This window comes from Paenibacillus sp. KS-LC4, from assembly GCF_036894955.1.
GTDB lineage: Bacteria > Bacillota > Bacilli > Paenibacillales > Paenibacillaceae > Pristimantibacillus.
Window position 1 is genome coordinate 2124787 of the sequence record NZ_CP145905.1, and the last position, 19947, is coordinate 2144733.

Here is a 19947-nt window from a genome sequence, read left to right on the forward strand (position 1 = left end):
AAAGGACAAAAAGGAGAGGAGCATCCAAATGACCACTCACATCAATCAAGATTTGACCTATATTAAAATCGGTACACTCGAGGATTTTCGCGAACGGATGGGGCGGGTCATTCGTTTGAAGCAGAAGGAGATTGTTGTGTTTCGTACCACTGACGGCAATTTGTATGCACTGGACAATCGCAGTCCCCATCGCAAGGGAGGGCCGCTGGCGGAAGGCATCGTATCGGGACATTTTGTACTGGACCCCTTATATGATTGGAAGATTGCGCTGGATAGCGGGCAGGTGCAGGCGCCTGATTCTGGTTTGGTGCAAACCTATCCACTGAAGGTGGAGGGCGAGAGCGTACAGATGGGACTGTCGCCTCAGCAAGCAAGGCAGCTCGGACTGGCACATTAAAGAAACGTATCTGATATGAACGAAGGAGGTTTATCTATTGAATACAGCGACGCTTAACAGAGAAGGTGGCCAAGGCAAGAAGGGCTTCGGAGAGTGCGCATGCTGCAGCGGCAACCACCTGCTGCATGCGCTTTTGGAGCAGAAGGAGCGGCAGGACATTGGCATTCAGCCGGAGAAGCTGAAAGTGGCAGATTGGAGCAAGCAGTCGATTGCCGGGATGGTGCGGCAGCTCATGTTTGGCTATCATCTGTTTCTCAGAGCCGAGCTGCCGTTGCTGCATGAATTGACGGTGCTCATTACGAGCGTGCATGGCAGCCGGCACCGCCAATTGATTGAGCTTCAGCAGCGCTTCCATGCTTTAAAGGCTTTGCTGGAGCAGCATTTGATTGACGAGGAAGAATGCTTTTTCCCGCTTATTCTGAAATATGAGCGGCATAATTCTGCTAATGCCTTCAGGCAGGCGAAGCAAATGGTCGAGAAGCTTGAAGGCGACCATAGGCGAATCGGTAATATGCTGCTGCATCTTAGACTGGCTTCGGCGCATTATATGCTGCCAGATGATGCGTGTGAAGCTTTCGCTTATACGTACAGCAGGCTAAGGCAGCTGGAAGCAAAGCTGCTGGAGCATATTCGGCTGGAAAATCATTATTTATTTTATAGATTGTGATAATTTTCACATTATAAAAAGGGATCTGGTTTTATACTGTAGCTATATAGGATATAGGAGGCGGAAAAGATGGCTGTCAATCATACCGATCGTATTAAAGTGGCAGAAACTGCAGGCGCTTGGCGGGGCTTTGCGGCAGGCAAATGGCAGGAACGCATTGATGTAAAGGATTTTCTGGATCATAATTTGCAGCCTTATACAGGCAATGAGTCCTTTTTGGCTGGAGCTACTGAGGCAACGGTCGAGCTTTGGCAAAAAATCCAGCAGCTCGTCAAGCAGGAGCGGGCAAACGGAGGTGTGCTGGATATTGACTTAAATACAGTTTCCAGCATTACCGCACATGCTCCCGGTTACATTGACCAGAAGAAGGAGCAGATTGTCGGGCTGCAAACCGACGCGCCGCTAAAGCGTTCGATTCAGCCATTCGGCGGCATCAAAATGGTCGTTGATGCCTGTGAGGCTTACGGCTTCGAGCTGCCCGCCGAAATGGTCAAAATGTTTACCGAGATTCGCAAAACCCATAACCAAGGCGTGTTTGATGCCTACACCACTGAAATGCGGGCAGCACGCAAAGCAGGCATCATTACGGGGCTGCCAGATGCTTATGGACGCGGCCGAATTATTGGCGATTACCGCCGAGTAGCCTTGTATGGGGTTGATCGTCTTATCGCGGGTAAAAAGCAGGAGCTGCTGCTGCTGGAAACAGGCACGATGACGGAGGAGACGATTCGCGACCGAGAGGAAATATCCGAGCAAATTCGTTCGCTGCAAGAGCTTAAGCAGATGAGCCTTACCTACGGCTGCAACATATCCAGGCCGGCAGCTACGGCGAAGGAAGCGTTCCAATGGCTGTATTTTGCTTATCTCGGGGCGATTAAGGAGCAGAACGGTGCGGCGATGAGCCTTGGGCGTGTTTCCAGCTTTCTCGATATTTATATCGAGCGCGATCGGCTGGAAGGAAGGCTGACGGAGGAGCAGGCGCAGGAGCTGATGGATCATTTTGTTATGAAGCTGCGGATTGTAAAGTTTTTGCGGACACCAGACTATAATGAGCTATTCAGCGGTGATCCGACTTGGGTGACAGAGTCGATTGGCGGCATGGCGGTCAATGGTCAGACGCGGGTAACGCGCAGCTCTTTCCGTATTCTTCATACGCTATACAATTTAGGTCCGGCGCCGGAGCCGAATTTGACCGTACTTTGGTCAGCGAGCCTGCCGGAAGCCTTCAAAAAATATTGCGCCAAGGTGTCGATTGAAACGAGCTCGATTCAATATGAAAATGATGACATTATGCGCCCGCAGTTCGGCGATGATTACGGCATTGCCTGCTGCGTCTCCGCGATGCGAATCGGCAAGCAAATGCAATTTTTTGGAGCTAGGGCGAATCTGGCTAAGGCGCTGCTCTATGCCATTAATGGTGGAGTAGATGAGGTATCCGGTGCGCAGGTTGGGCCGGCATTTGCTCCGATCACGAGCGATTTGCGCCTCGATTATAAAGAGGTGATGGGCAAATATGACGCTATGCTGGAATGGCTCGCCGGTCTATACATGAATACGCTGAACATCATCCATTACATGCATGATAAATACGCCTATGAGCGTCTGGAAATGGCGCTGCATGACCGCGAGATTTTGCGTACGATGGCATGCGGCATTGCGGGCTTGTCCGTTGTGGCAGACAGCTTGAGTGCCATCAAGCATGCGGTTGTTATTCCGATTCGCAATGAAAATGGCATCGTTGTCGATTTTGACATTCAGGGCGAATATCCGATGTACGGCAACAATGACGAGCGGGTAGACCGGATCGCTGTGCAGCTCACAGAAACGTTTATGAATAAGCTGCGCAAGCATCGCACCTACCGCGGCGCATTGCCAACGATGTCGGTGCTGACGATCACATCGAACGTCGTGTATGGCAAAAAAACGGGCAGCACGCCGGATGGCAGAAAAGCGGGAGAGCCTTTTGCACCGGGCGCTAATCCGATGCATGGCAGAGACCGCAAGGGTGCGCTTGCCTCGCTCGCATCCGTTGCCAAAATCCCGTACGAGGATTGTCTCGACGGTATTTCCAATACGTTCTCGATTATTCCGAAGGCGCTAGGCAAGGAGCCGCTGACGCGCATTAACAATCTCGTTTCGCTGCTTGACGGTTATGCGGATAGCTCCGGTCATCATTTAAACGTTAACGTGTTTGAACGGGAGCAGCTGCTGGATGCGATGGAGCATCCGGAAAACTACCCGCAGCTGACGATTCGCGTATCGGGCTATGCTGTTAATTTTATTAAGCTGACTCGCGAGCAGCAGCTTGATGTCATTAACCGCACGTTCCACGGCGCGGTATAGAAAGGAGGCCCTTCAGCATGTTAGGCAGAATCCATTCCTTTGATACGTTTGGAACCGTCGATGGGCCCGGCATTCGCTTCGTGCTTTTCATGCAGGGCTGCGCTTTGCAATGCCAGTTTTGCCACAACCCGGATACGTGGGATACTGGAGCTGGCAAGCAGGTAACAGTCGACGATATTTTGCGGGAAATCGAGCCCTATGTGCCGTATTACCGCCGCTCCGGCGGCGGCATTACGGTTACGGGAGGAGAGCCAACGCTGCAAGCGCCATTCGTAACCGAGCTGTTCAAAGCGTGCAAGCAGCGCTGGGGACTGCATACGACGCTTGATTCGTCGGGGTTTTGCGAACCGAATCATGCGGAGCCGCTTATGGCGGTTACTGATCTGGTGCTTCTTGATTTGAAAATAATTGATTCCGTTAAGCATGAGCTGCTAACCAGTCGTCCGAACGAGCGGATATTGCGTTTCGCAGCCGCTTTGAGCTCGTGGAAGCAGCCAATGTGGATTCGACATGTGCTCATTCCGCAGGTGACGGATGGCAGCGATGATTTGCGCGCGCTTGGCGCTTATATCAGCGAGCTTCAATCGGTGGAGAAGTTCGAGATTTTACCTTATCACCGCATGGGCGTTTACAAGTGGCAGCAGCTTGGCCGCGAATATCCGCTGGAAGGCATTCCGAGCCCAACGCAGCAGGAGGTTGCGCGGGCTTACCGGCTCGTGCAGGAGGGCGGAGTTCATGCGGTCTCACAAATGCAAGCGGCGGCCCATATAGAAAAGAAGCAGCCTATCAGCCGGGTAATCGGCTAGATAGGCTGTTTTTTTCATAATCGTTTTGTGTATTCAGCTAATAGATTTAATAGCAGCCAGCTCCTGTAAAAGCAGCTCGCTGCTTTTCTCCAGCTGCATAGGATATAAATGTACGTTGTTGCCAGGCGTAATTTGCTTCAAATGCTCGTACACGGCTGCTGAAGCGTACACGCGCTCAGTCTCGGTCAGCACTTTGCTTAGCAGCAGGGAATCCTCCGTTCCGGCTGCCGTGCAATGGGAGAGCTTAACGCCAGCCTCAAGCACGCGCTCAGCCATCCATTCACCACCGACTTTGCCCAAACAAACGAAAGCAAGTGATGTAGCGGTAGGCAGCTTTGCTATTTCCAAGAGGGAGGCCTGCTCTATGATCGCCCCGATAACGGTCAATTTTTTTCCGAATGGCTGAAGCATTTGCTTTACTTCCTCTGCATGATTGAGAGTAGTGACGACAGCATCCGCACGGCTGACCGCTTCATTAAGCGAGCCGCTCTCCGAACGTATATCCTCTAAAAAACAGCGTTCCACGTCCGCGCCTGTAAGGCGGCTAATCTCACGGCTATAAAATAAATGGTCATGGCCTTTGCACTCCACGAATAGAAGCCGCTGCGGTCTGGTCGAATCGGTTTCCAGCATGAGGGTATAAGCAAGGCCAGCCTGAAAATATTGTTTCAAGGAAACTTGATTTCGGACCGCTTCCTTTTGCGCATGAGTAAGCATTTTTTTCATAGGAATACGTTCTTGTTGCAGTCTGTCAACCTCTGGACCGGCAATAACCTGCGTTCCCCGACCCTTTTGAACAGAAACAAGCCCTTCTTCTTTTAACTGGCTGTACACCCAATTGATCGTATTGCGATTGAGTCCTAAAAATTCAGCTAACTCGCCGGCAGGCGGAAGCATGTCGCCCGCTTGCATGTCGCCGGTTCCAATGAGCCATTTAAACTGCTCTTTAATTTGAGTGTTCACATTAAAGGTGAGTGTCGGGTCGACGCGCAGAACGAGCCGTCTATGCTGCATAGCGTTTACCTCATTTCATAGTCAACTAGTTATATTATAGCGTGATCATAGAAGAGAACACAACTTTAAGTCGAGCTTAATACGAAAGAAACGTTGACAAGGTGGGAGAAATCATTTATATATAACTATATAACTAGTTAACTATTCATTTGGAGGAGTGGAACAATGGACACATTCTATGTACGATTCATAGCTAAGCTTAAGGATGCGGGAGGAAGCAGCGTGCGGAGTCCCTTAAAGGTTTCCTTGCCTAAAGCAGCATGGGGGGCTGGGGGAGGATTTATTGTCATTTTTCTGCTGACGATGCTGACTGAGAAGTCTGATCTTGTATGGATTATGGCTCCGTTCGGAGCTACCTGTGTACTGGTGTTCGGCATATGGGATTCCCCGTTATCGCAGCCGCGCAATGTGATCGGCGGGCATTTCATATCAACGGCTGTCGGCTTGCTGCTTTATCATTGGTTTGGACAAGGGAGCCTTGTGATGGCGGCTGGAGTAGGACTTGCTATTGGGCTAATGATGCTAACGAAGACGACTCATCCTCCTGCGGGAGCCGATCCGCTAGTTGTCATTATGGCTGGCAGCAGCTGGTCCTTTTTAATCAACCCCGTACTGCTTGGCGCGATTGTTATTGTGGGAATGGCTCTCGTCATCAACAATTTGGATAAGACCAAAAAATACCCAACCTTTTGGAGATGAGCTTAGGGACACGTTATGGCTAAACGGTTTAGTAGATTTTTATTTTCTGCTTGCAACATAGGACAGCCCGTAAGACGAGCACGAATGGCCAGTGCCTGTCTTACGGGCTGTCTTATGTGCTTTCATACGGTTATGCATCGCTATATTAATCTGCTTTATCCGCGTCTTGCTCCTCATTAAACCAAAGAGGATCCTCGCAATCGACTTCTCCGTTATAGTTAATCAGCAGCTCTTCGCCTGCCTTAATATCGGTAAAGGCAAAAAAGTCTACCGTCAAATTGTCAAAATTAAGCTCATAGAATGTGTTCGGCGTATACGAGTGATTAAACAACATCCCGTAGCCTAGCAAAAGAGCGGAATGGTTTGCTCCATATTCAAAAGCGTAGTCGGCAAAAATCGTTTTTTCAAGATGGACATGCTCCTCGTTCTCGTAAGGAAGGACCGGCGCTTCGTGAATAAGCGCGCCCTCGGCGATGTCCTGGGTGGCGAATACGCCTCGGTTCAGCTCACCATTGCTGAGCTGGGAAGTTCGAATTTCAATCATATTCATATCCTCTGTCCACTAAAGCATATAATGGCATTCTTTTTTCTAAACATTATAGCCTGCATTCGCCAAAAATAGCAATGCTGCTGCATTCAGCCACCTTAATGATGCTTTTTACGAAGGTACTATAAAAACATGGTACTATTGCAGTTCATTCTCCTCTTGTATAGTTGAGCTAGTGATATATGGCATACATACGATAAGGAACATTCGCCAGAGGCAGAAAGGTGACTTGACGCCATGAACAGAGCTTTCACAAGGCATGAGGAGCTGCAGTACAAAGCCGCTGTACTCAAACAATATGAAGTCTATGGTTATCAGGTCGCCTATTATGTGCTGGAGAATGAAGCGCTGGCGGCACAGGCAGTCATGCAGGCTCTTAAGCAATTATTTCAAGATGAGCAATTTTTCAAGCAGCCTCAGTCTGAACAAAAGCAGCAAACAAAACGTGCCGTCATGAAGCATTCCTTGCTTAGTAAACTCCCTGCTCGGCCATCCTCGCTCGGAATCATCTAAACTAGAAGCAGCTGTGCTATAACAGCTCGCTCCCCGCTTTTTTATTAACAACAGCGGCTTTGAACGCATAGCGCCACCCATGCCAGATTGCAATAAAATACCGTCCGAATTTTCCAAACAGGCGAATTTCGGACGGTATTTTGGTTCATTCGGCTTAAAGCGCTTAGCTAGCTGGAAGCGACTTTCAAGCGGATCATATTCCACGAAGCTTTGCCGAGTACGGCGCTAACTTGTCCGCCATCCACTTTGGCTGTGCCATTGTTATGCGGCAGCACCTGATTAGGATGAGCTTTCGTATTACTAGCCTTAAGATCGTCATGCTCCAGAACAACATGCTCGATGAGGCTAACGTTGCCGAAGCTGCGAATATCAACATCAAGGTCCAGCGATTCTTTCAAATGACGGTTGACAGCGAAAATCGTAATTTCTCCATGCTCCTCATTATGAACGCTAATGGCCTCCAGATAAGGAACATCTGTAAAATCCTTCGAATCGTATTTTGGCGATGAAGTAATCGGTTGAAGCACAGTGCCTCGTCCATAAAGCGATGCGTGCTTGTAAGGGAAATAAGTCGTTTGCAGCCACAGCGGTCCGCCATTTTCCGTCATAATCGGAGCGATAACGTTTATAAGCTGAGCCAGGCAAGCGATTTTCACCCGATCCGCGTGCTTAAGCAGTGTAATGACGAAGCAGCCGACAGCAAGCGCATCCTCAAGCGTATAGACATCCTCAAATTCTGGCGGCGCAATATGCCAGCGTTCCTCGGCCCGGCTTGTGCCAATGGAATTCCATACATTCCACTCATCGAGCGACAGCATGAGCTTCTTCTTGCTGCGCTTCTTCGCCTTCATGTAATCCGCAATCGCCGTTACGCTGTAGATGAATTGATCCATATCGAGCGATTTTGCAAGGAAATTTTCCGAGTTGTTCTCATTATTGTTGTAATACGTATGCAGCGACAGGTAGTCAACCTGATCATACGTCAAATCCAGAACGGTCGCTTCCCAATCGGCAAAGGTGCTCATGCCGCTCGATGAGCTGCCGCAAGCAACAAGCTCGATGGATGGATCAACCCAGCGCATCACTTTAGCCGTTTCATTTGCAAGCCTGCCGTATTCAACGGCTGTTTTGGCACCGATTTGCCAAGGACCGTCCATTTCATTGCCCAAACACCACGTTTTGAACTTATGAGGTTCTTTATAGCCGTGTGAAATGCGCAGATCGCTATAATAGGAGCCGGATGGATGATTGCAATATTCAACGAGATTGCGTGCCGCATCGACGCCGCGCGTGCCAAGATTGACCGCCATCATGACTTCGGAGCCTACGAGCTTAGCCCAATCGGCAAATTCGTTTGTGCCCACCTCATTCGTTTCGGTTGTCCACCAAGCCAGCTCAAGCAGACGCTTGCGTTCTTCCTTCGGGCCAACGCCATCCTCCCAATTGTAGCCAGAGACGAAATTTCCGCCTGGATAGCGTATAATAGGAACGTTGAGTGCTTTAATCGCTTCGAGCGCATCGCGGCGGAAGCCGTTCTCATCAGCCGTCGGATGGCCCGGCTCATAAATGCCTCCGTATACAGCGCGTCCCAGATGCTCAATGAATGATCCATATAGACGCGGGTCAACCTCGGCAATTTTAAAATGTTTATCAATGAGCATCGTTGATTTCAATGACATAATGGTAAACCTCCTATTGATTGAATTAGCCAAAAACTGAATTCATGTACTTGCTAACTACTTATATTTTTAACATAATGAATAAATACAAGCAATGATTAAGCGCTGTAATGAAGAAGGATAAGCTAAATTGCTAATCCTATAATTAGGATGTGACAGAATGTACTTAACGACGAATGCGGAGTCGCTTCGAGTTTACGAAGCGCTGGCAAGCGAGGTTCGCCTGCAAATTATTGATTTGCTGGATGAGCGTGAACGTCATATTAAAGAGCTGGCAGCGGAGCTTTATTTGAGCAGCGCGATTGTCAGCACCCATGTGAGCAAGCTTCAGCAGGCGGGTATTGTGACGAGCAAAATGAAGCGCGTAGGTGGCGGGACGTATAAATATTGCTCACTTTCGGCCGAATATTTGCAAATCAGGCTGTCAAAGCCTAATGACCAGAAGCGAAAAAATATGGAAACGATGCTGCCAGTCGGCCATTATACCGATGTAGCGGCCTTCCCAACCTGCGGCATTGCAACCGTGGAGAAGCTGATTGGCCAATATGATAATCCTAAATATTTTTTGGACCCGGAGCGGATGAATGCCGGCATTTTATGGTTTGCCAGAGGCTATGTCGAATATAAGGTGCCCAATCATCTATTTGTTGATCAGCGGGTGCAGGAATTGGAAATTTCACTGGAGATAGGATCTGAAGCGCCGCAAATTAATGAAAATTGGCCCTCGGATATTCGCTTTTTTATTAATGGCTTGTATTTGGGCGAATGGACGAGTCCGGGCGACTTTGGACGTGTGCGTGGACGGCTGTCACCGGATTGGTGGCAGGGCGATGTGAATCAGTATGGCTTGCTTAAGGTGCTGCGTCTCAATGCGAATGGAACCTTCATTGATGGCTTGCAAATATCCGAGCTGACGATTCATGATTTGGATTGGGAAACCCCGTTTCTGACGCTTCGCATCAGCGCCGAGGAAAGCGTTCCGGGCAGGGGAGGATTAACCTTGTACGGCAAAGGGTTTGGCAATTACAATCAAGATATAAGAATTCGTACCTATTATGATTAAACCCCAAACACTTCAATGGAAATAGCTGGATGAAAATGGAGGGATCGTAGTGGCGCCTTATTGTCGTGTGCTCATTGTAGATGATGAAATATTAGTCAGACAAGGCATTAAGCACTTATTGAATTGGGAAAAGGAAGGCTTTCAAATCGTCGGCGAAGCGGCGAGTGGAACGGAGGCGCTGGAGAAAATTCAGCAGCTGGAGCCGCATATCGTCATAACGGATATTGTAATGCCTGTCATGGATGGTGCCGAGCTGACCCGAATGGTCAAAGCGAGATACCCGGAAATTGAAGTGATTGTGCTTAGCAGCTTTGGGGAATTTGATTATGTAAGATCGACCTTTCAAAGCGGCGTTGCCGATTATATATTGAAGCCTAAGCTAGAGGCGACGCATCTGCTTGAGGTTTTAAAGCGTACTGCTCAGCGAATTCCTTCCTTGAAGCTGGAGCATGCACCAGCCGATAGAGACACAACGGTGCAGCTATTGCTGGATATGCTGATGGATGGCTTTGGCGTAGAGCTTGACGAGGAAGTGGGGGCGGAAGCATTTCCTTACAGCAGCTTTCGAATGCTTGGTGCAGAATACAAGTCGGCAGGAGACATAAAGGCTGTGGAAGCGGTGGCGGAGCTGCTGAAAAAAAGGATGGAGGCAGAGCTTGTCGTTTCCCTGGAGGAGTCGGTTTATTTTCCGCTAAGGGTGGAAAAGGGACGTGTCGTGCTGCTTATTAATTTGAATGAGCGGGAAAGCCAGCAGCTTGCTGCCGCCGCGCGCAGATTGGATGAGTGGACGGGCGAGCAGCAGCTTGAGGCAAGATGGACGCTGGGAGAGCCGTTTAGCGATTACACCGAGGTAGGCGATCATTTTAAGCTCAGCTTTCTGAAAATGAGTGAATACCGCTTTTTTCTGACGGAGCCGAACCGTCTGCTTGTTGCAGGGGAGCTGCCCTATATGCCGCCTGATGAAGAGAAATTTGATTTGCCAAGGTTTTCAGAGCAGCTGAGCAAGCAGCAGTTTGAGAGCGCTTTTAGCGATCTGCTCGCTCATGTGCAGGGCGCTCCGCATTTTTATAAGAAGGACGTATTCGAGTTTAAGTCCTTCCTTAGCAATATTATTTTTAATATAACGATTGTAGTGGGCCGTCTGGAGGTGGATGCCAAGCATTTGGAAGAGGCGAAATACCGCTATTTTAAGGACATAGGCGATGCCTTGCATATAAGTGAAGCGATTCAATTAATGGAGTCTTTCGTGAGCGAGGCGGAGACTGTACTGGCAACCCGCAAGCAGGCAGCAGGCAATCCGAATATGGCCATGCTGCTTGCCTATATAGGCGAGCATTTTGCGGAGCCTCTAAGCCTGACGGAGCTGGCGAAGCATTTTCATTTTAACCCGTCGTATTTGTCTACGTATTTCAGCTCGCATAATAATGAAGGCTTTAGTGAATATTTGAACAAAATTCGAGTGGAAAAGGCGGCAGAACTGCTGTTGGCGGATACGGCATCCATTTCGGAAATAAGCGGCATGGTGGGGTACTCGGATCATAGTTATTTTACAAAGGTGTTCAAAAAAATAACGGGTCTGTCGCCAAGTCATTATCGGAAACAATATGTCAACCAGAAAAGGGACTAGTGCATGAAGGCATTTTTGGCAAAATTTAAATACCACGGCTTGTTTATTAAAATGTTTACCGTCACCTTAGTCAGCATCATTTCGGTTTCGCTGCTTACTACGCTTGTAATGCTGCAAATGTCGCAGCGATTATTTATGGATACCTTCAGCATTACGAATGGAAAAATCATGAACCAGGTGCAGACGAATTTTGAATCGTTCAGCTATTCCATCGTGACGGCTACCAATACCGTTCAGCAGAGCGGAACGCTCAAATCGTTTCTGACTGATCCGGATGAGCGAACCATTCCGACGTTGCGAAGATATTATGAAGCAAACACACAAGTAAAACGGATTCAATCAGGAGTCGCTGCATATCCAGTGACAATTACGATTACAGGCATAAATGGTCGAAGTCATTCGACGGATGGCGCCTATTGGCCACGCTCTGCGGCGAAGCTTCGCAGCAGCGAGCTGACGGAGAATGCGCTGAAGGAGCCTCGCCGAATTTTATATGAGCTCGATCGAGACAGTCTGACAGACAAGGGTGCCCCAGATCCGGTTATTGTAGCTACCAAAGCGCTGCTGGAGCGGACAAGCGGCCAACTGTACGGCCAGCTTTATTTTGCAATTAGGGAGAAGGAGTTTCAAAAGTTTTACACAAGCTTCACCAGCAGTGGGAATAACGTAGTCATATTAAATCGAGCAGGCATGATCGTTTCAAGCAACAGCGAGCAGTTAATCGGCACAACAGCACCAGAGCTGCTCGCTGTTGCCAAGCAAATTGAGGAGCAGCAGCTAGATGTAATGGATACAAAGGCTATGGGAAAAAGCAGCCTTGTATTGTCCAAATATTTGCCGACCTATGATTTTTATTTGGTGAATTTAATTGATAAGCAGCAGGTTATGAGTCAAATGGTTGATTTCAAGAGGGTTGCCCTCATCTCCCTTGCCATCGTACTGCTGGCTCTCATTATCGTCTTTGTCATTTCAAGGCGCCTGACGAAATCGCTGACGCTGCTGGCGCGGCAAATTTCACGCGTGACGAAAAATGATTTCAATAATTACACTTCGGTAACGGGAAGCTACGAGATCAAGCAGCTCGGCAATGCCTACAACTATATGCTGGATGAGCTGAACGATTATGTTAAGCGGCTTATCCAGACACAGAAGGATCAGCGTAATGCGGAGCTGTCTGCGCTGCAAATGCAGATCAATCCACATTTTTTATATAATACGCTGGCGTCGATTAAAATTTTGGTTCAGCAGGGCAATAAGGATAAGGCCGCGGAAACGATAAACGCGCTGATCTCTTTGCTGCAAAATACCGTAAGCAATATAAGCGAGACGATTACGGTTTCACAGGAGCTCGTCAACCTCAAAAACTATGTATTTATTAACCATGTGCGGTATGGCGAGCAGATTCGGGTCAACTACTTTGCTGACAAGGATTGTATGGGTGCTCATTTACCGAAGCTCGTTATCCAGCCGTTTATGGAGAATGCTTTTTTCCATGCCTTCCATGAGCGCAGCGAGGGATATATATATGTACTTATTTCCCGTGAGGGCGAATCGCTCATTTGTGAGGTCGTGGACAATGGGGTCGGCATTAGCGGTCTGAGTAACGGTGAAGCTGGAGCCGAGACTAACGAAGCAGCTCAAAATAACGATGAGCGCGGGGTGCATTCGGCAAGTCATTTCTTCTCGGGCATTGGCATACGCAATGTGCATGACCGCTTGACCTTGCTTTATGGTGAAGGCTACGGGGTGACGATTGTCAGTGACCCAGGTCAAGGGACACGGGTGAAAATCAAGCTGCCTTTGTTATTTGAGTAATGATTTTTTAAAGTAGCGGCTCGCAGGATCAATCCTGCATGAGCCGCTGTTTTTTTACAATAGCGCCACTAAATTGATGAGGTCAGTATAATAGTAGCCGAACAAGCACAAAATTCAAATACATCTTTTACATGCGCAAGGAGGTTGATTATTGATAAAAATTGGAAATTGGCACTTGGCAATGAAAAAAGAGAAATGAGCCACATTGGAGCGCTCAATCCAGTACTTAGAAGATGAAGCCTGATCTTTCCAACTGCCGTCTAAATATATTACCAATAAGCAAATTAATTACTATTGGAAAAAAATAACTGCTGTTTATGTAATAAAAGAATGACAAATCCCTATAAAGATATTGCTATCGAACACAATAAACAGATTGTTATAATGAATGATGTTAGCCGGCAAACGCTTTCAGTTATGCAGACAATGATAAAGGGGTTGGGTTTCGTGAAAAAAATGCTTGCCATCCTTTTGGCCAGCTTCGTGCTGCTCACAGCATGTTCAGCTAAAACAGACAATGCTACAAATACAGGCAGCGGAAACGCAGCAGGAACAGGTACTAAAGAAATTACAGTTTGGGCATGGGACAAGACGTTTAACATCGGCGCTATGGAGCGTGCGGGTGCGGCTTATGCTGCTAAGCATCCTGATTCCGGCGTAAAACTTAACATTGTTGAAAATGCACAAGCTGACATTATTCAGAAGCTGAATGCAGGTCTTAACTCTGGTACTACAAAAGGTCTTCCAACGATCATTCTGATTGAAGACTACCGTGCGCAAAGCTTCCTGCAAGCTTACCCGGATGCTTTCTTTGATCTGTCTGACTACATCAAGCCAGCAGACTTTGCTGAATACAAAATTGGACCAACAAGCCTTGATGGTAAACAGTATGGCGTACCGTTTGACTCCGGCGTAGCGGGACTTTATGTAAGAACAGACTACTTGGAGCAAGCTGGCTACAAAGTAGCTGATTTGCAAAACCTGAACTGGGATCAAGTTATTGAGATCGGTAAAGCTGTAAAAGCAAAAACAGGCAAGCAATTGCTTTCCCTAGATCCTAATGACCTGGGTATTATCCGGATGATGATTCAGTCCGCTGGATCATGGTACCTGAAGGCTGATGGCGTAACACCTGATATTGCAGGCAACGTAGCACTGAAAGAAGCTTTCGAAACGTACAAAAAAATGATGGAAGCTGACATTGTAAAAGTGCATTCCGACTGGAGCCAGTTTGTTGCAGGCTTTAACAGCGGCGATGTAGCAAGCATTCCAACAGGAAACTGGATTACAGCTTCCGTGAAAGCAGAAGCTTCGCAATCCGGCAAATGGGCTGTAGTGCCATTCCCTAAACTGACGAACAACGCGGCTTCCGTTAACGCTTCGAACCTTGGCGGCAGCTCGTGGTATGTGATGAACGTTGATGGCAAAGAAGCGGCAGCAGAGTTTTTGAAAGAAACGTTTGGTTCTGACGTGGATCTGTATCAAACGCTCGCTAAAGATATCGGCGCTATCGGCACACTGAAAGCGGCAGCTGACGGCGAAGCTTATAAAGCGGCTGATGATTTCTTCGGCGGACAAAAAACAGTAGCTGATTTCGCAAAATGGACTGCAGAAATTCCAAGAGTTAACTACGGTATGCATACGTATGCAATCGAGGACATCCTTGTTGTAGAAATGCAAAACTACATGGGCGGCAAAGCAATCGACCAAGTATTGGCTGATGCTCAAGCTCAAGCTGAAACACAAGTTAAATAAATTCGACCATACGGCAGATGAATAAAATCTTGGGCAATCAAAGCCTCGTCAGTATCGTTCGCACTGTTACTGGCGAGAGCGGCGGATTGCCCCGAGATTTTATTTCCGTGAAGAAAGGGGTTAGGCTATCGTGAAAGCAGCGCAGCCTGGCATAAAAATTCGTAATCGAGCAAACTTGACAGGATGGCTGTTCGTCATCATTGCTGTCGTTCTAATAGCAGCATTTTATTTCTACCCAATGGTTCAGGCGCTCCTTCTATCGTTCAAATCCGGCAAAGGGATGAACCTCCACTATGTAGGCTTTGACAATTACATTCGTCTATTCAGTGATCAGACGTTCCGTGTCGCAGTAAAAAATACATTCGTTTATCTCATCATTCAAGTTCCGGTTATGATCGTGCTCGCGATGTTTATTTCCGTGCTGCTGAATGATAGCAAGCTGAAGTTTAAGGGCTTTTTCCGTACAGCGATTTTCCTGCCGGCGGTTACATCTCTTGTAGCTTATTCGGTTATTTTCAAATACTTATTTGCAGGCGACGGTCTTGTGAACGCATTGCTGCTCAAGCTGCATCTGATTGGCACGCCTATTCAATGGATTACAGATCCTTTCTGGGCTAAAATTACGGTTATTATTGCCATTACGTGGCGTTGGACAGGCTATAACATGATTTTCTACTTATCTGCTTTGCAAAATATTGACCATTCGATTTATGAGGCTGCCAAGATCGATGGCGCGTCCTCGACTAGACAATTTTTCGGCATTACAATGCCTTTGCTCAAGCCTATTATTTTATTTACATCCATTACATCGACAATCGGTACACTGCAGCTGTTCGACGAGGTTGTGAACATTACGAAGGGCGGACCAGGCAATGCGTCTATGTCTATCTCCCAGTACATTTACAATCTGTCCTTCAAATATTCCGCAGACTTCGGATATGCAGCAACGGTGTCTTATTCTATTGTAATTATGATTATTATTTTGGCATTTGTTCAGTTTAAAGCGGCAGGTGATAAAAATGGATAAGCTAAAACGGGTATCAATTTATATTTTTCTCAGCGTTGCAGCGTTCGTTTCCATTTTCCCGTTTCTGTGGATGGTCGTCAGCGCGACGAACAGCTCCTCGGATGTAACACAAGGCAGACTGCTTCCAGGCAGCAAGCTTATTGAAAATATTAATAACTTGTTTAGCTCGGTTGACATTGTGCCGGCGCTCACAAATTCTGCTAAAATTTCGATTTCGACGACGGTGCTGGCGATGCTGATTGCTTCGCTTGCAGGGTACGGCTTTGAAATTTATAAAAGCAAGGCAAAGGACATCGTCTTCACGATTTTGCTGCTGTCGATGATGATTCCGTTCGCGGCGATTATGGTTCCGCTGTATCAAATGTTTGCAGGAATTTCGAGCAGCATTCCATTTCTAGGCCTTGATACGCTTTCGGGCGTCGTGCTGCCAACGATGACGACAGCGTTTCTCATCTTCTTTTTCCGTCAAAACACAAAAATGTTTCCGAAAGAGCTGCTCGAGGCAGGTCGGATTGACGGCTTGAACGAGCTGGCCCTGTTCTTCCGCATTTATGTGCCGACGATGAAGACGACGTATGCCGCAGCGGGAATTATTACGTTCATGTCTAGCTGGAACAACTACTTGTGGCCGCTTATCGTGCTGCAATCGCCGGACAAACGTACCATTCCAATGCTCATCTCCAATCTCGGCTCCAGCTACACGCCGGATTACGGCATGATTATGATGGCAATCGTTATTTCAACCATTCCGACGGCGCTTGTGTTCTTCCTGATGCAAAGACACTTTGTAGCAGGTATGACGGGTTCGGTCAAATAATATTTATAGCAAGGGATAGGCGGCTGCATGCCGAGCATGCAGCCGCCTGACTTATCATCTACTTATCATCTACGTAATGGAGGATTTACTTTATGAATACTGCAAAGCCGAGCCTTGACTGGCTAACTGATGTAAGTGTATTTGCTGTTAACCGGGTTCCCGCTCATTCCGATCACCGTTATTATGAAACAGCAGCAGAGGCGGAAGTTGATGGCAGCATGAAGCTGCGTCACAGTCTGAATGGCAGCTGGAAGTTCAACTATGCCGTTAGACCTGCTGATCGTCCGGCCTCTTTTTATGAGCAAACTTTTAATAGCGATAGCTGGGAAGCGATTGAGGTGCCAGGCCATATTCAACTTCAAGGCTTCGGCAAGCCGCAATATGTGAATACGATGTATCCTTGGGATGGACATCATGACCTGCGTCCGCCAGCCATTCCTGAAAATGATAATCCGGTTGGAAGCTATGTAAAGCATTTTTCCGTGCCGCAAAACATGGTTGGCAAGCCGGTATATATTTCTTTCCAAGGCGTAGAATCAGCTTTTTATGTATGGCTGAATGGGGAGTTTGTCGGTTACAGCGAGGACAGCTTTACACCAGCTGAATTTGACTTGACCCCATATTTACAAGATGGAGACAATAGGCTGGCAGTTGAGGTTTATCAGCGCAGCACGGGCAGCTGGCTTGAGGATCAGGATTTCTGGCGTTTTTCCGGTATATTCCGCGATGTCTACTTGTACACGGTTCCGGCTATCCATGTTAACGATTTGTTTGTAAAAACGGAGCTTGATGCAGCTTATGAGCAAGGTACGCTGCAAGTAGATTTGAAGCTTAGCGGTGCGGCTGAAGGCGCAAGCTTGAAGCTGGCTTTGAAGGATGCAGACGGCCAGACCATTGCAGCTGGAGCCGCAGCGGCTAATGCTGCTGGAGTATGGACAGCTTCGCTTGACGCAGGTGCGGTGTCGCTATGGAATGCTGAAAATCCATATTTATACAAACTATATGTAGAGGTCTATAATGCCGCAGGCGAGCTTATTGAAGTCGTTCCGCAGCGCGTAGGCTTCCGAAAATTCGAAATGATTGATAAAGTTATGCATATCAATGGCAAAAGAATTGTTTTCAAAGGCGTTAATCGTCATGAATTTAACCCTCGCAGAGGACGGGCGATTACGGCAGACGATATGCTGTGGGACGTTAAGACGATGAAACAAAACAATCTAAATGCTGTTCGAACTTCCCATTACCCGAACCAATCGTTATGGTATGAGCTGTGTGATATTTACGGATTGTATGTCATTGATGAGATGAATTTGGAAACGCATGGCTCGTGGCAAAAAATGGGCGCGGTAGAGCCATCGTGGAACGTTCCTGCTAATAAGCCGGAGTGGGAGGCCATCGTCATGGATCGGGCGATCTCGATGGTTGAGCGCGACAAAAACCATCCGTCGATTCTTATCTGGTCTGTCGGTAATGAAGCTTACGCAGGTGAGGTATTGCTGAACGTGTCGAACTATTTCCGCAGCACGGACCCTAGCCGTCTCGTTCATTACGAAGGGGTATTCCATAACCGCGACTATGACGCAACGAGCGACATGGAAAGCCGTATGTATGCAAAGCCGGCTGATATCGAGCTTTATTTGAATGATAATCCGCAAAAGCCGTACATTAGCTGTGAGTATATGCATGCAATGGGCAACTCGGTTGGCGGCATGCACAAATATACAGAGCTTGAGCAAAAATATGCGTTGTACCAAGGCGGCTTTATTTGGGATTACATTGATCAGGTCATTGTGAAAAAAGATCGCTACGGCAAGGAGTTCCTCGCTTATGGCGGCGATTTTGACGACCGTGCAACCGATTATAATTTCTGTACGAACGGTATCGTGTATGCCGATCGCAAGGTTTCGCCCAAAATGCAGGAGGTGAAGTTCCTTTATCAGAATATCAAGCTGCTTCCTGACCGTGAAGGCGTGAAAATCGTCAATGAAAATCTGTTCGAAGGAACAGATGCTTATGAGCTTGTTATCAAGCTGCATCTGGAAGGGGCTGAGGTTTTCCGCAGCGTAAGCGAGGTTCAAGTCGCTGCGCAAAGCGAAGCCTACATTCCAGTTGTCCTTCCAGCAGCCGAGCAAGCGGGTGAGTATGTCATTCACGCAGCCTTGCAGCTTAAGGAAGCGACGCTGTGGGCAGAAGCAGGACATGAGCTATCGTTCGGCCAATTCGTATTTTTAGTGGAGCCAAAAGCAGCAGCGGCGCTTCCAGCAGGTGAGCTGCGCGTCGTAGAAGGTGATGTCAACATCGGTGTGCATGGCCGTGATTTTAGCATCATGTTCTCCAAGCAAGCCGGCACATTGACTTCGGTCAGCTATTCGGGTAAAGAGATGATTGCCCTGCCTCCGGCTCCGCTGTTCTGGCGGGCGACGACGGATAATGACAAAGGATTTTCCCTTGGCTTTGATTCCGGCATATGGTTTGCTGCGAGCTTGACACGCAAATGTATTAGCGTTGTTTTGACGCAAGAGACGGGAACCGCAACGGTAACGTTCCAATATCGTCTTAGCATCAGCGCTGATGTATTGGTGACAGTGGCCTATACTGTTCTGGGTGACGGAAGCGTGCAGGTGAAATCGCGTTATGAGGGAGCGGCGAATTTGCCGAAGCTGCCGATTTTCGCACTTTCGTTCAAGGTGCCTGCGGACTATCATAACCTGAACTGGTATGCGATGGGTCCAGATGAGAACTACATTGACCGTGCATTCGGAGCGCGTCTTGGCGAGTTCCAAAACGTTGCCGCAGATAATGTATCCGGTTATGTTGTACCGCAAGAATCGGGCAATCGTACTGGCGTCCGCCGCGTAAGCATTACGAATGATCTCGGACGAGGCCTGCGCATTACGGCACCAGCGACTCAGCCTGTGGAATGCAATATTGCGCCTTATACCGCATTTGAGCTGGAGAGCGCTCAGCATCACCATGAGCTTCCAAACGTTCATTATACGGTCGTAACGGTAGCTGGCAGACAAATGGGTGTTGGCGGTGACGACAGCTGGGGTGCGCCTGTCCATGATGAATATTTAATCCAAGCGGATCAGGAGCTGGCTTTTGAGTTTTTAATCAGTCGAGTATAAAAGTTGAAGCTAAGAGCAATTTGTGCATGAATTGCTGTATTACGACAATG

General features: G+C 47.9%; 16 protein-coding genes. 13 read left to right on the forward strand and 3 right to left on the reverse strand.

The window, feature by feature from the left end:
• The first annotated feature begins 28 nt into the window (after nucleotides 1-28).
• The 4 genes from nirD to pflA all read left to right on the forward strand — a co-directional run bounded on the left by nirD (nucleotide 29) and on the right by pflA (nucleotide 4213).
• On the forward strand, nucleotides 29-397 hold the full coding sequence (gene nirD / locus V5J77_RS09070; RefSeq protein WP_338555449.1) for a nitrite reductase small subunit NirD: 369 nt from the start codon (nucleotides 29-31) through the stop codon (nucleotides 395-397).
• Nucleotides 398-434: 37 nt separating this feature from the next.
• The gene (locus V5J77_RS09075) at nucleotides 435-1064 is read left to right on the forward strand and encodes a hemerythrin domain-containing protein (RefSeq protein WP_338555450.1); all 630 of its coding nucleotides are present in this window, start codon (nucleotides 435-437) and stop codon (nucleotides 1062-1064) included.
• Nucleotides 1065-1133: 69 nt separating this feature from the next.
• Nucleotides 1134-3407, forward strand: a complete 2274-nt coding sequence (pflB, locus tag V5J77_RS09080; RefSeq protein ID WP_338555451.1) for a formate C-acetyltransferase — start codon at nucleotides 1134-1136, stop codon at nucleotides 3405-3407.
• 17 nt (nucleotides 3408-3424) lie between these two features.
• Nucleotides 3425-4213, forward strand: a complete 789-nt coding sequence (gene pflA / locus V5J77_RS09085) for a pyruvate formate-lyase-activating protein (protein ID WP_338555452.1) — start codon at nucleotides 3425-3427, stop codon at nucleotides 4211-4213.
• Nucleotides 4214-4246: 33 nt separating this feature from the next.
• Here the strand turns inward: pflA and V5J77_RS09090 are convergent, their stop codons facing one another.
• Entirely contained in the window at nucleotides 4247-5227 is a 981-nt protein-coding gene (locus V5J77_RS09090) for a GntR family transcriptional regulator (RefSeq protein ID WP_338555453.1), read from the reverse strand.
• Between the two features lie 165 nt (nucleotides 5228-5392).
• Here V5J77_RS09090 and V5J77_RS09095 point away from each other — a divergent pair, with 165 nt between their 5' ends.
• On the forward strand, nucleotides 5393-5926 hold the full coding sequence (locus tag V5J77_RS09095) for an HPP family protein (protein ID WP_338555454.1): 534 nt from the start codon (nucleotides 5393-5395) through the stop codon (nucleotides 5924-5926).
• Between the two features lie 145 nt (nucleotides 5927-6071).
• On the opposite strand, the gene V5J77_RS09100 is transcribed toward V5J77_RS09095, so the two are convergent.
• Nucleotides 6072-6470, reverse strand: a complete 399-nt coding sequence (locus tag V5J77_RS09100) for an SET domain-containing protein (RefSeq protein WP_338555455.1) — start codon at nucleotides 6468-6470, stop codon at nucleotides 6072-6074.
• A gap of 240 nt (nucleotides 6471-6710) precedes the next feature.
• Here V5J77_RS09100 and V5J77_RS09105 point away from each other — a divergent pair, with 240 nt between their 5' ends.
• The gene (locus tag V5J77_RS09105; RefSeq protein ID WP_338555456.1) at nucleotides 6711-6986 is read left to right on the forward strand and encodes a hypothetical protein; all 276 of its coding nucleotides are present in this window, start codon (nucleotides 6711-6713) and stop codon (nucleotides 6984-6986) included.
• Nucleotides 6987-7153: 167 nt separating this feature from the next.
• Here V5J77_RS09105 and V5J77_RS09110 read toward each other — a convergent pair whose 3' ends face one another.
• Nucleotides 7154-8665 (reverse strand): alpha-N-arabinofuranosidase, encoded by a 1512-nt coding sequence (locus V5J77_RS09110; RefSeq protein WP_338555457.1) that lies wholly within the window; start codon nucleotides 8663-8665, stop codon nucleotides 7154-7156.
• Nucleotides 8666-8825: 160 nt separating this feature from the next.
• On the opposite strand from V5J77_RS09110, the gene V5J77_RS09115 reads away from it, so the two are divergent.
• The 7 genes from V5J77_RS09115 (at nucleotide 8826) to V5J77_RS09145 (ending at nucleotide 19897) form a co-directional block, all read left to right on the forward strand.
• A complete protein-coding gene (locus tag V5J77_RS09115; RefSeq protein WP_338555458.1) occupies nucleotides 8826-9728 on the forward strand; it encodes an ArsR family transcriptional regulator in 903 nt (300 codons plus the stop codon).
• Between the two features lie 49 nt (nucleotides 9729-9777).
• A complete protein-coding gene (locus V5J77_RS09120) occupies nucleotides 9778-11355 on the forward strand; it encodes a response regulator transcription factor (protein ID WP_338555459.1) in 1578 nt (525 codons plus the stop codon).
• Nucleotides 11356-11358: 3 nt separating this feature from the next.
• Nucleotides 11359-13170: a sensor histidine kinase gene (locus tag V5J77_RS09125; RefSeq protein WP_338555460.1), complete on the forward strand. Its 1812-nt coding sequence runs from the start codon at nucleotides 11359-11361 to the stop codon at nucleotides 13168-13170.
• 447 nt (nucleotides 13171-13617) lie between these two features.
• Nucleotides 13618-14925, forward strand: coding sequence for an extracellular solute-binding protein (locus V5J77_RS09130; RefSeq protein ID WP_338556664.1), 1308 nt, complete (start codon nucleotides 13618-13620; stop codon nucleotides 14923-14925).
• Between the two features lie 130 nt (nucleotides 14926-15055).
• The gene (locus tag V5J77_RS09135; RefSeq protein WP_338555461.1) at nucleotides 15056-15952 is read left to right on the forward strand and encodes a sugar ABC transporter permease; all 897 of its coding nucleotides are present in this window, start codon (nucleotides 15056-15058) and stop codon (nucleotides 15950-15952) included.
• Entirely contained in the window at nucleotides 15945-16769 is an 825-nt protein-coding gene (locus V5J77_RS09140) for a carbohydrate ABC transporter permease (protein ID WP_338555463.1), read from the forward strand. The genes V5J77_RS09135 and V5J77_RS09140 overlap by 8 nt, the downstream gene beginning before the upstream one ends.
• A 92-nt stretch (nucleotides 16770-16861) precedes the next feature.
• Complete coding sequence (locus V5J77_RS09145) at nucleotides 16862-19897, forward strand: glycoside hydrolase family 2 TIM barrel-domain containing protein (RefSeq protein ID WP_338555465.1); 3036 nt, start codon at nucleotides 16862-16864, stop codon at nucleotides 19895-19897.
• The last annotated feature ends 50 nt before the right edge of the window (nucleotides 19898-19947 follow it).

Excerpts from the sequence above, each read along its gene's own strand:
- nirD (WP_338555449.1), top strand. The coding sequence starts at position 29 with ATGACCACTCACATCAATCAAGATTTGACCTATATTAAAATCGGTACA.
- pflB (WP_338555451.1), top strand. The coding sequence starts at position 1,134 with ATGGCTGTCAATCATACCGATCGTATTAAAGTGGCAGAAACTGCAGGC.
- pflA (WP_338555452.1), top strand. The coding sequence starts at position 3,425 with ATGTTAGGCAGAATCCATTCCTTTGATACGTTTGGAACCGTCGATGGG.
- V5J77_RS09090 (WP_338555453.1), bottom strand. The coding sequence starts at position 5,227 with ATGCAGCATAGACGGCTCGTTCTGCGCGTCGACCCGACACTCACCTTT.
- V5J77_RS09095 (WP_338555454.1), top strand. The coding sequence starts at position 5,393 with ATGGACACATTCTATGTACGATTCATAGCTAAGCTTAAGGATGCGGGA.
- V5J77_RS09100 (WP_338555455.1), bottom strand. The coding sequence starts at position 6,470 with ATGATTGAAATTCGAACTTCCCAGCTCAGCAATGGTGAGCTGAACCGA.
- V5J77_RS09105 (WP_338555456.1), top strand. The coding sequence starts at position 6,711 with ATGAACAGAGCTTTCACAAGGCATGAGGAGCTGCAGTACAAAGCCGCT.
- V5J77_RS09110 (WP_338555457.1), bottom strand. The coding sequence starts at position 8,665 with ATGTCATTGAAATCAACGATGCTCATTGATAAACATTTTAAAATTGCC.
- V5J77_RS09115 (WP_338555458.1), top strand. The coding sequence starts at position 8,826 with ATGTACTTAACGACGAATGCGGAGTCGCTTCGAGTTTACGAAGCGCTG.
- V5J77_RS09125 (WP_338555460.1), top strand. The coding sequence starts at position 11,359 with ATGAAGGCATTTTTGGCAAAATTTAAATACCACGGCTTGTTTATTAAA.
- V5J77_RS09140 (WP_338555463.1), top strand. The coding sequence starts at position 15,945 with ATGGATAAGCTAAAACGGGTATCAATTTATATTTTTCTCAGCGTTGCA.
- V5J77_RS09145 (WP_338555465.1), top strand. The coding sequence starts at position 16,862 with ATGAATACTGCAAAGCCGAGCCTTGACTGGCTAACTGATGTAAGTGTA.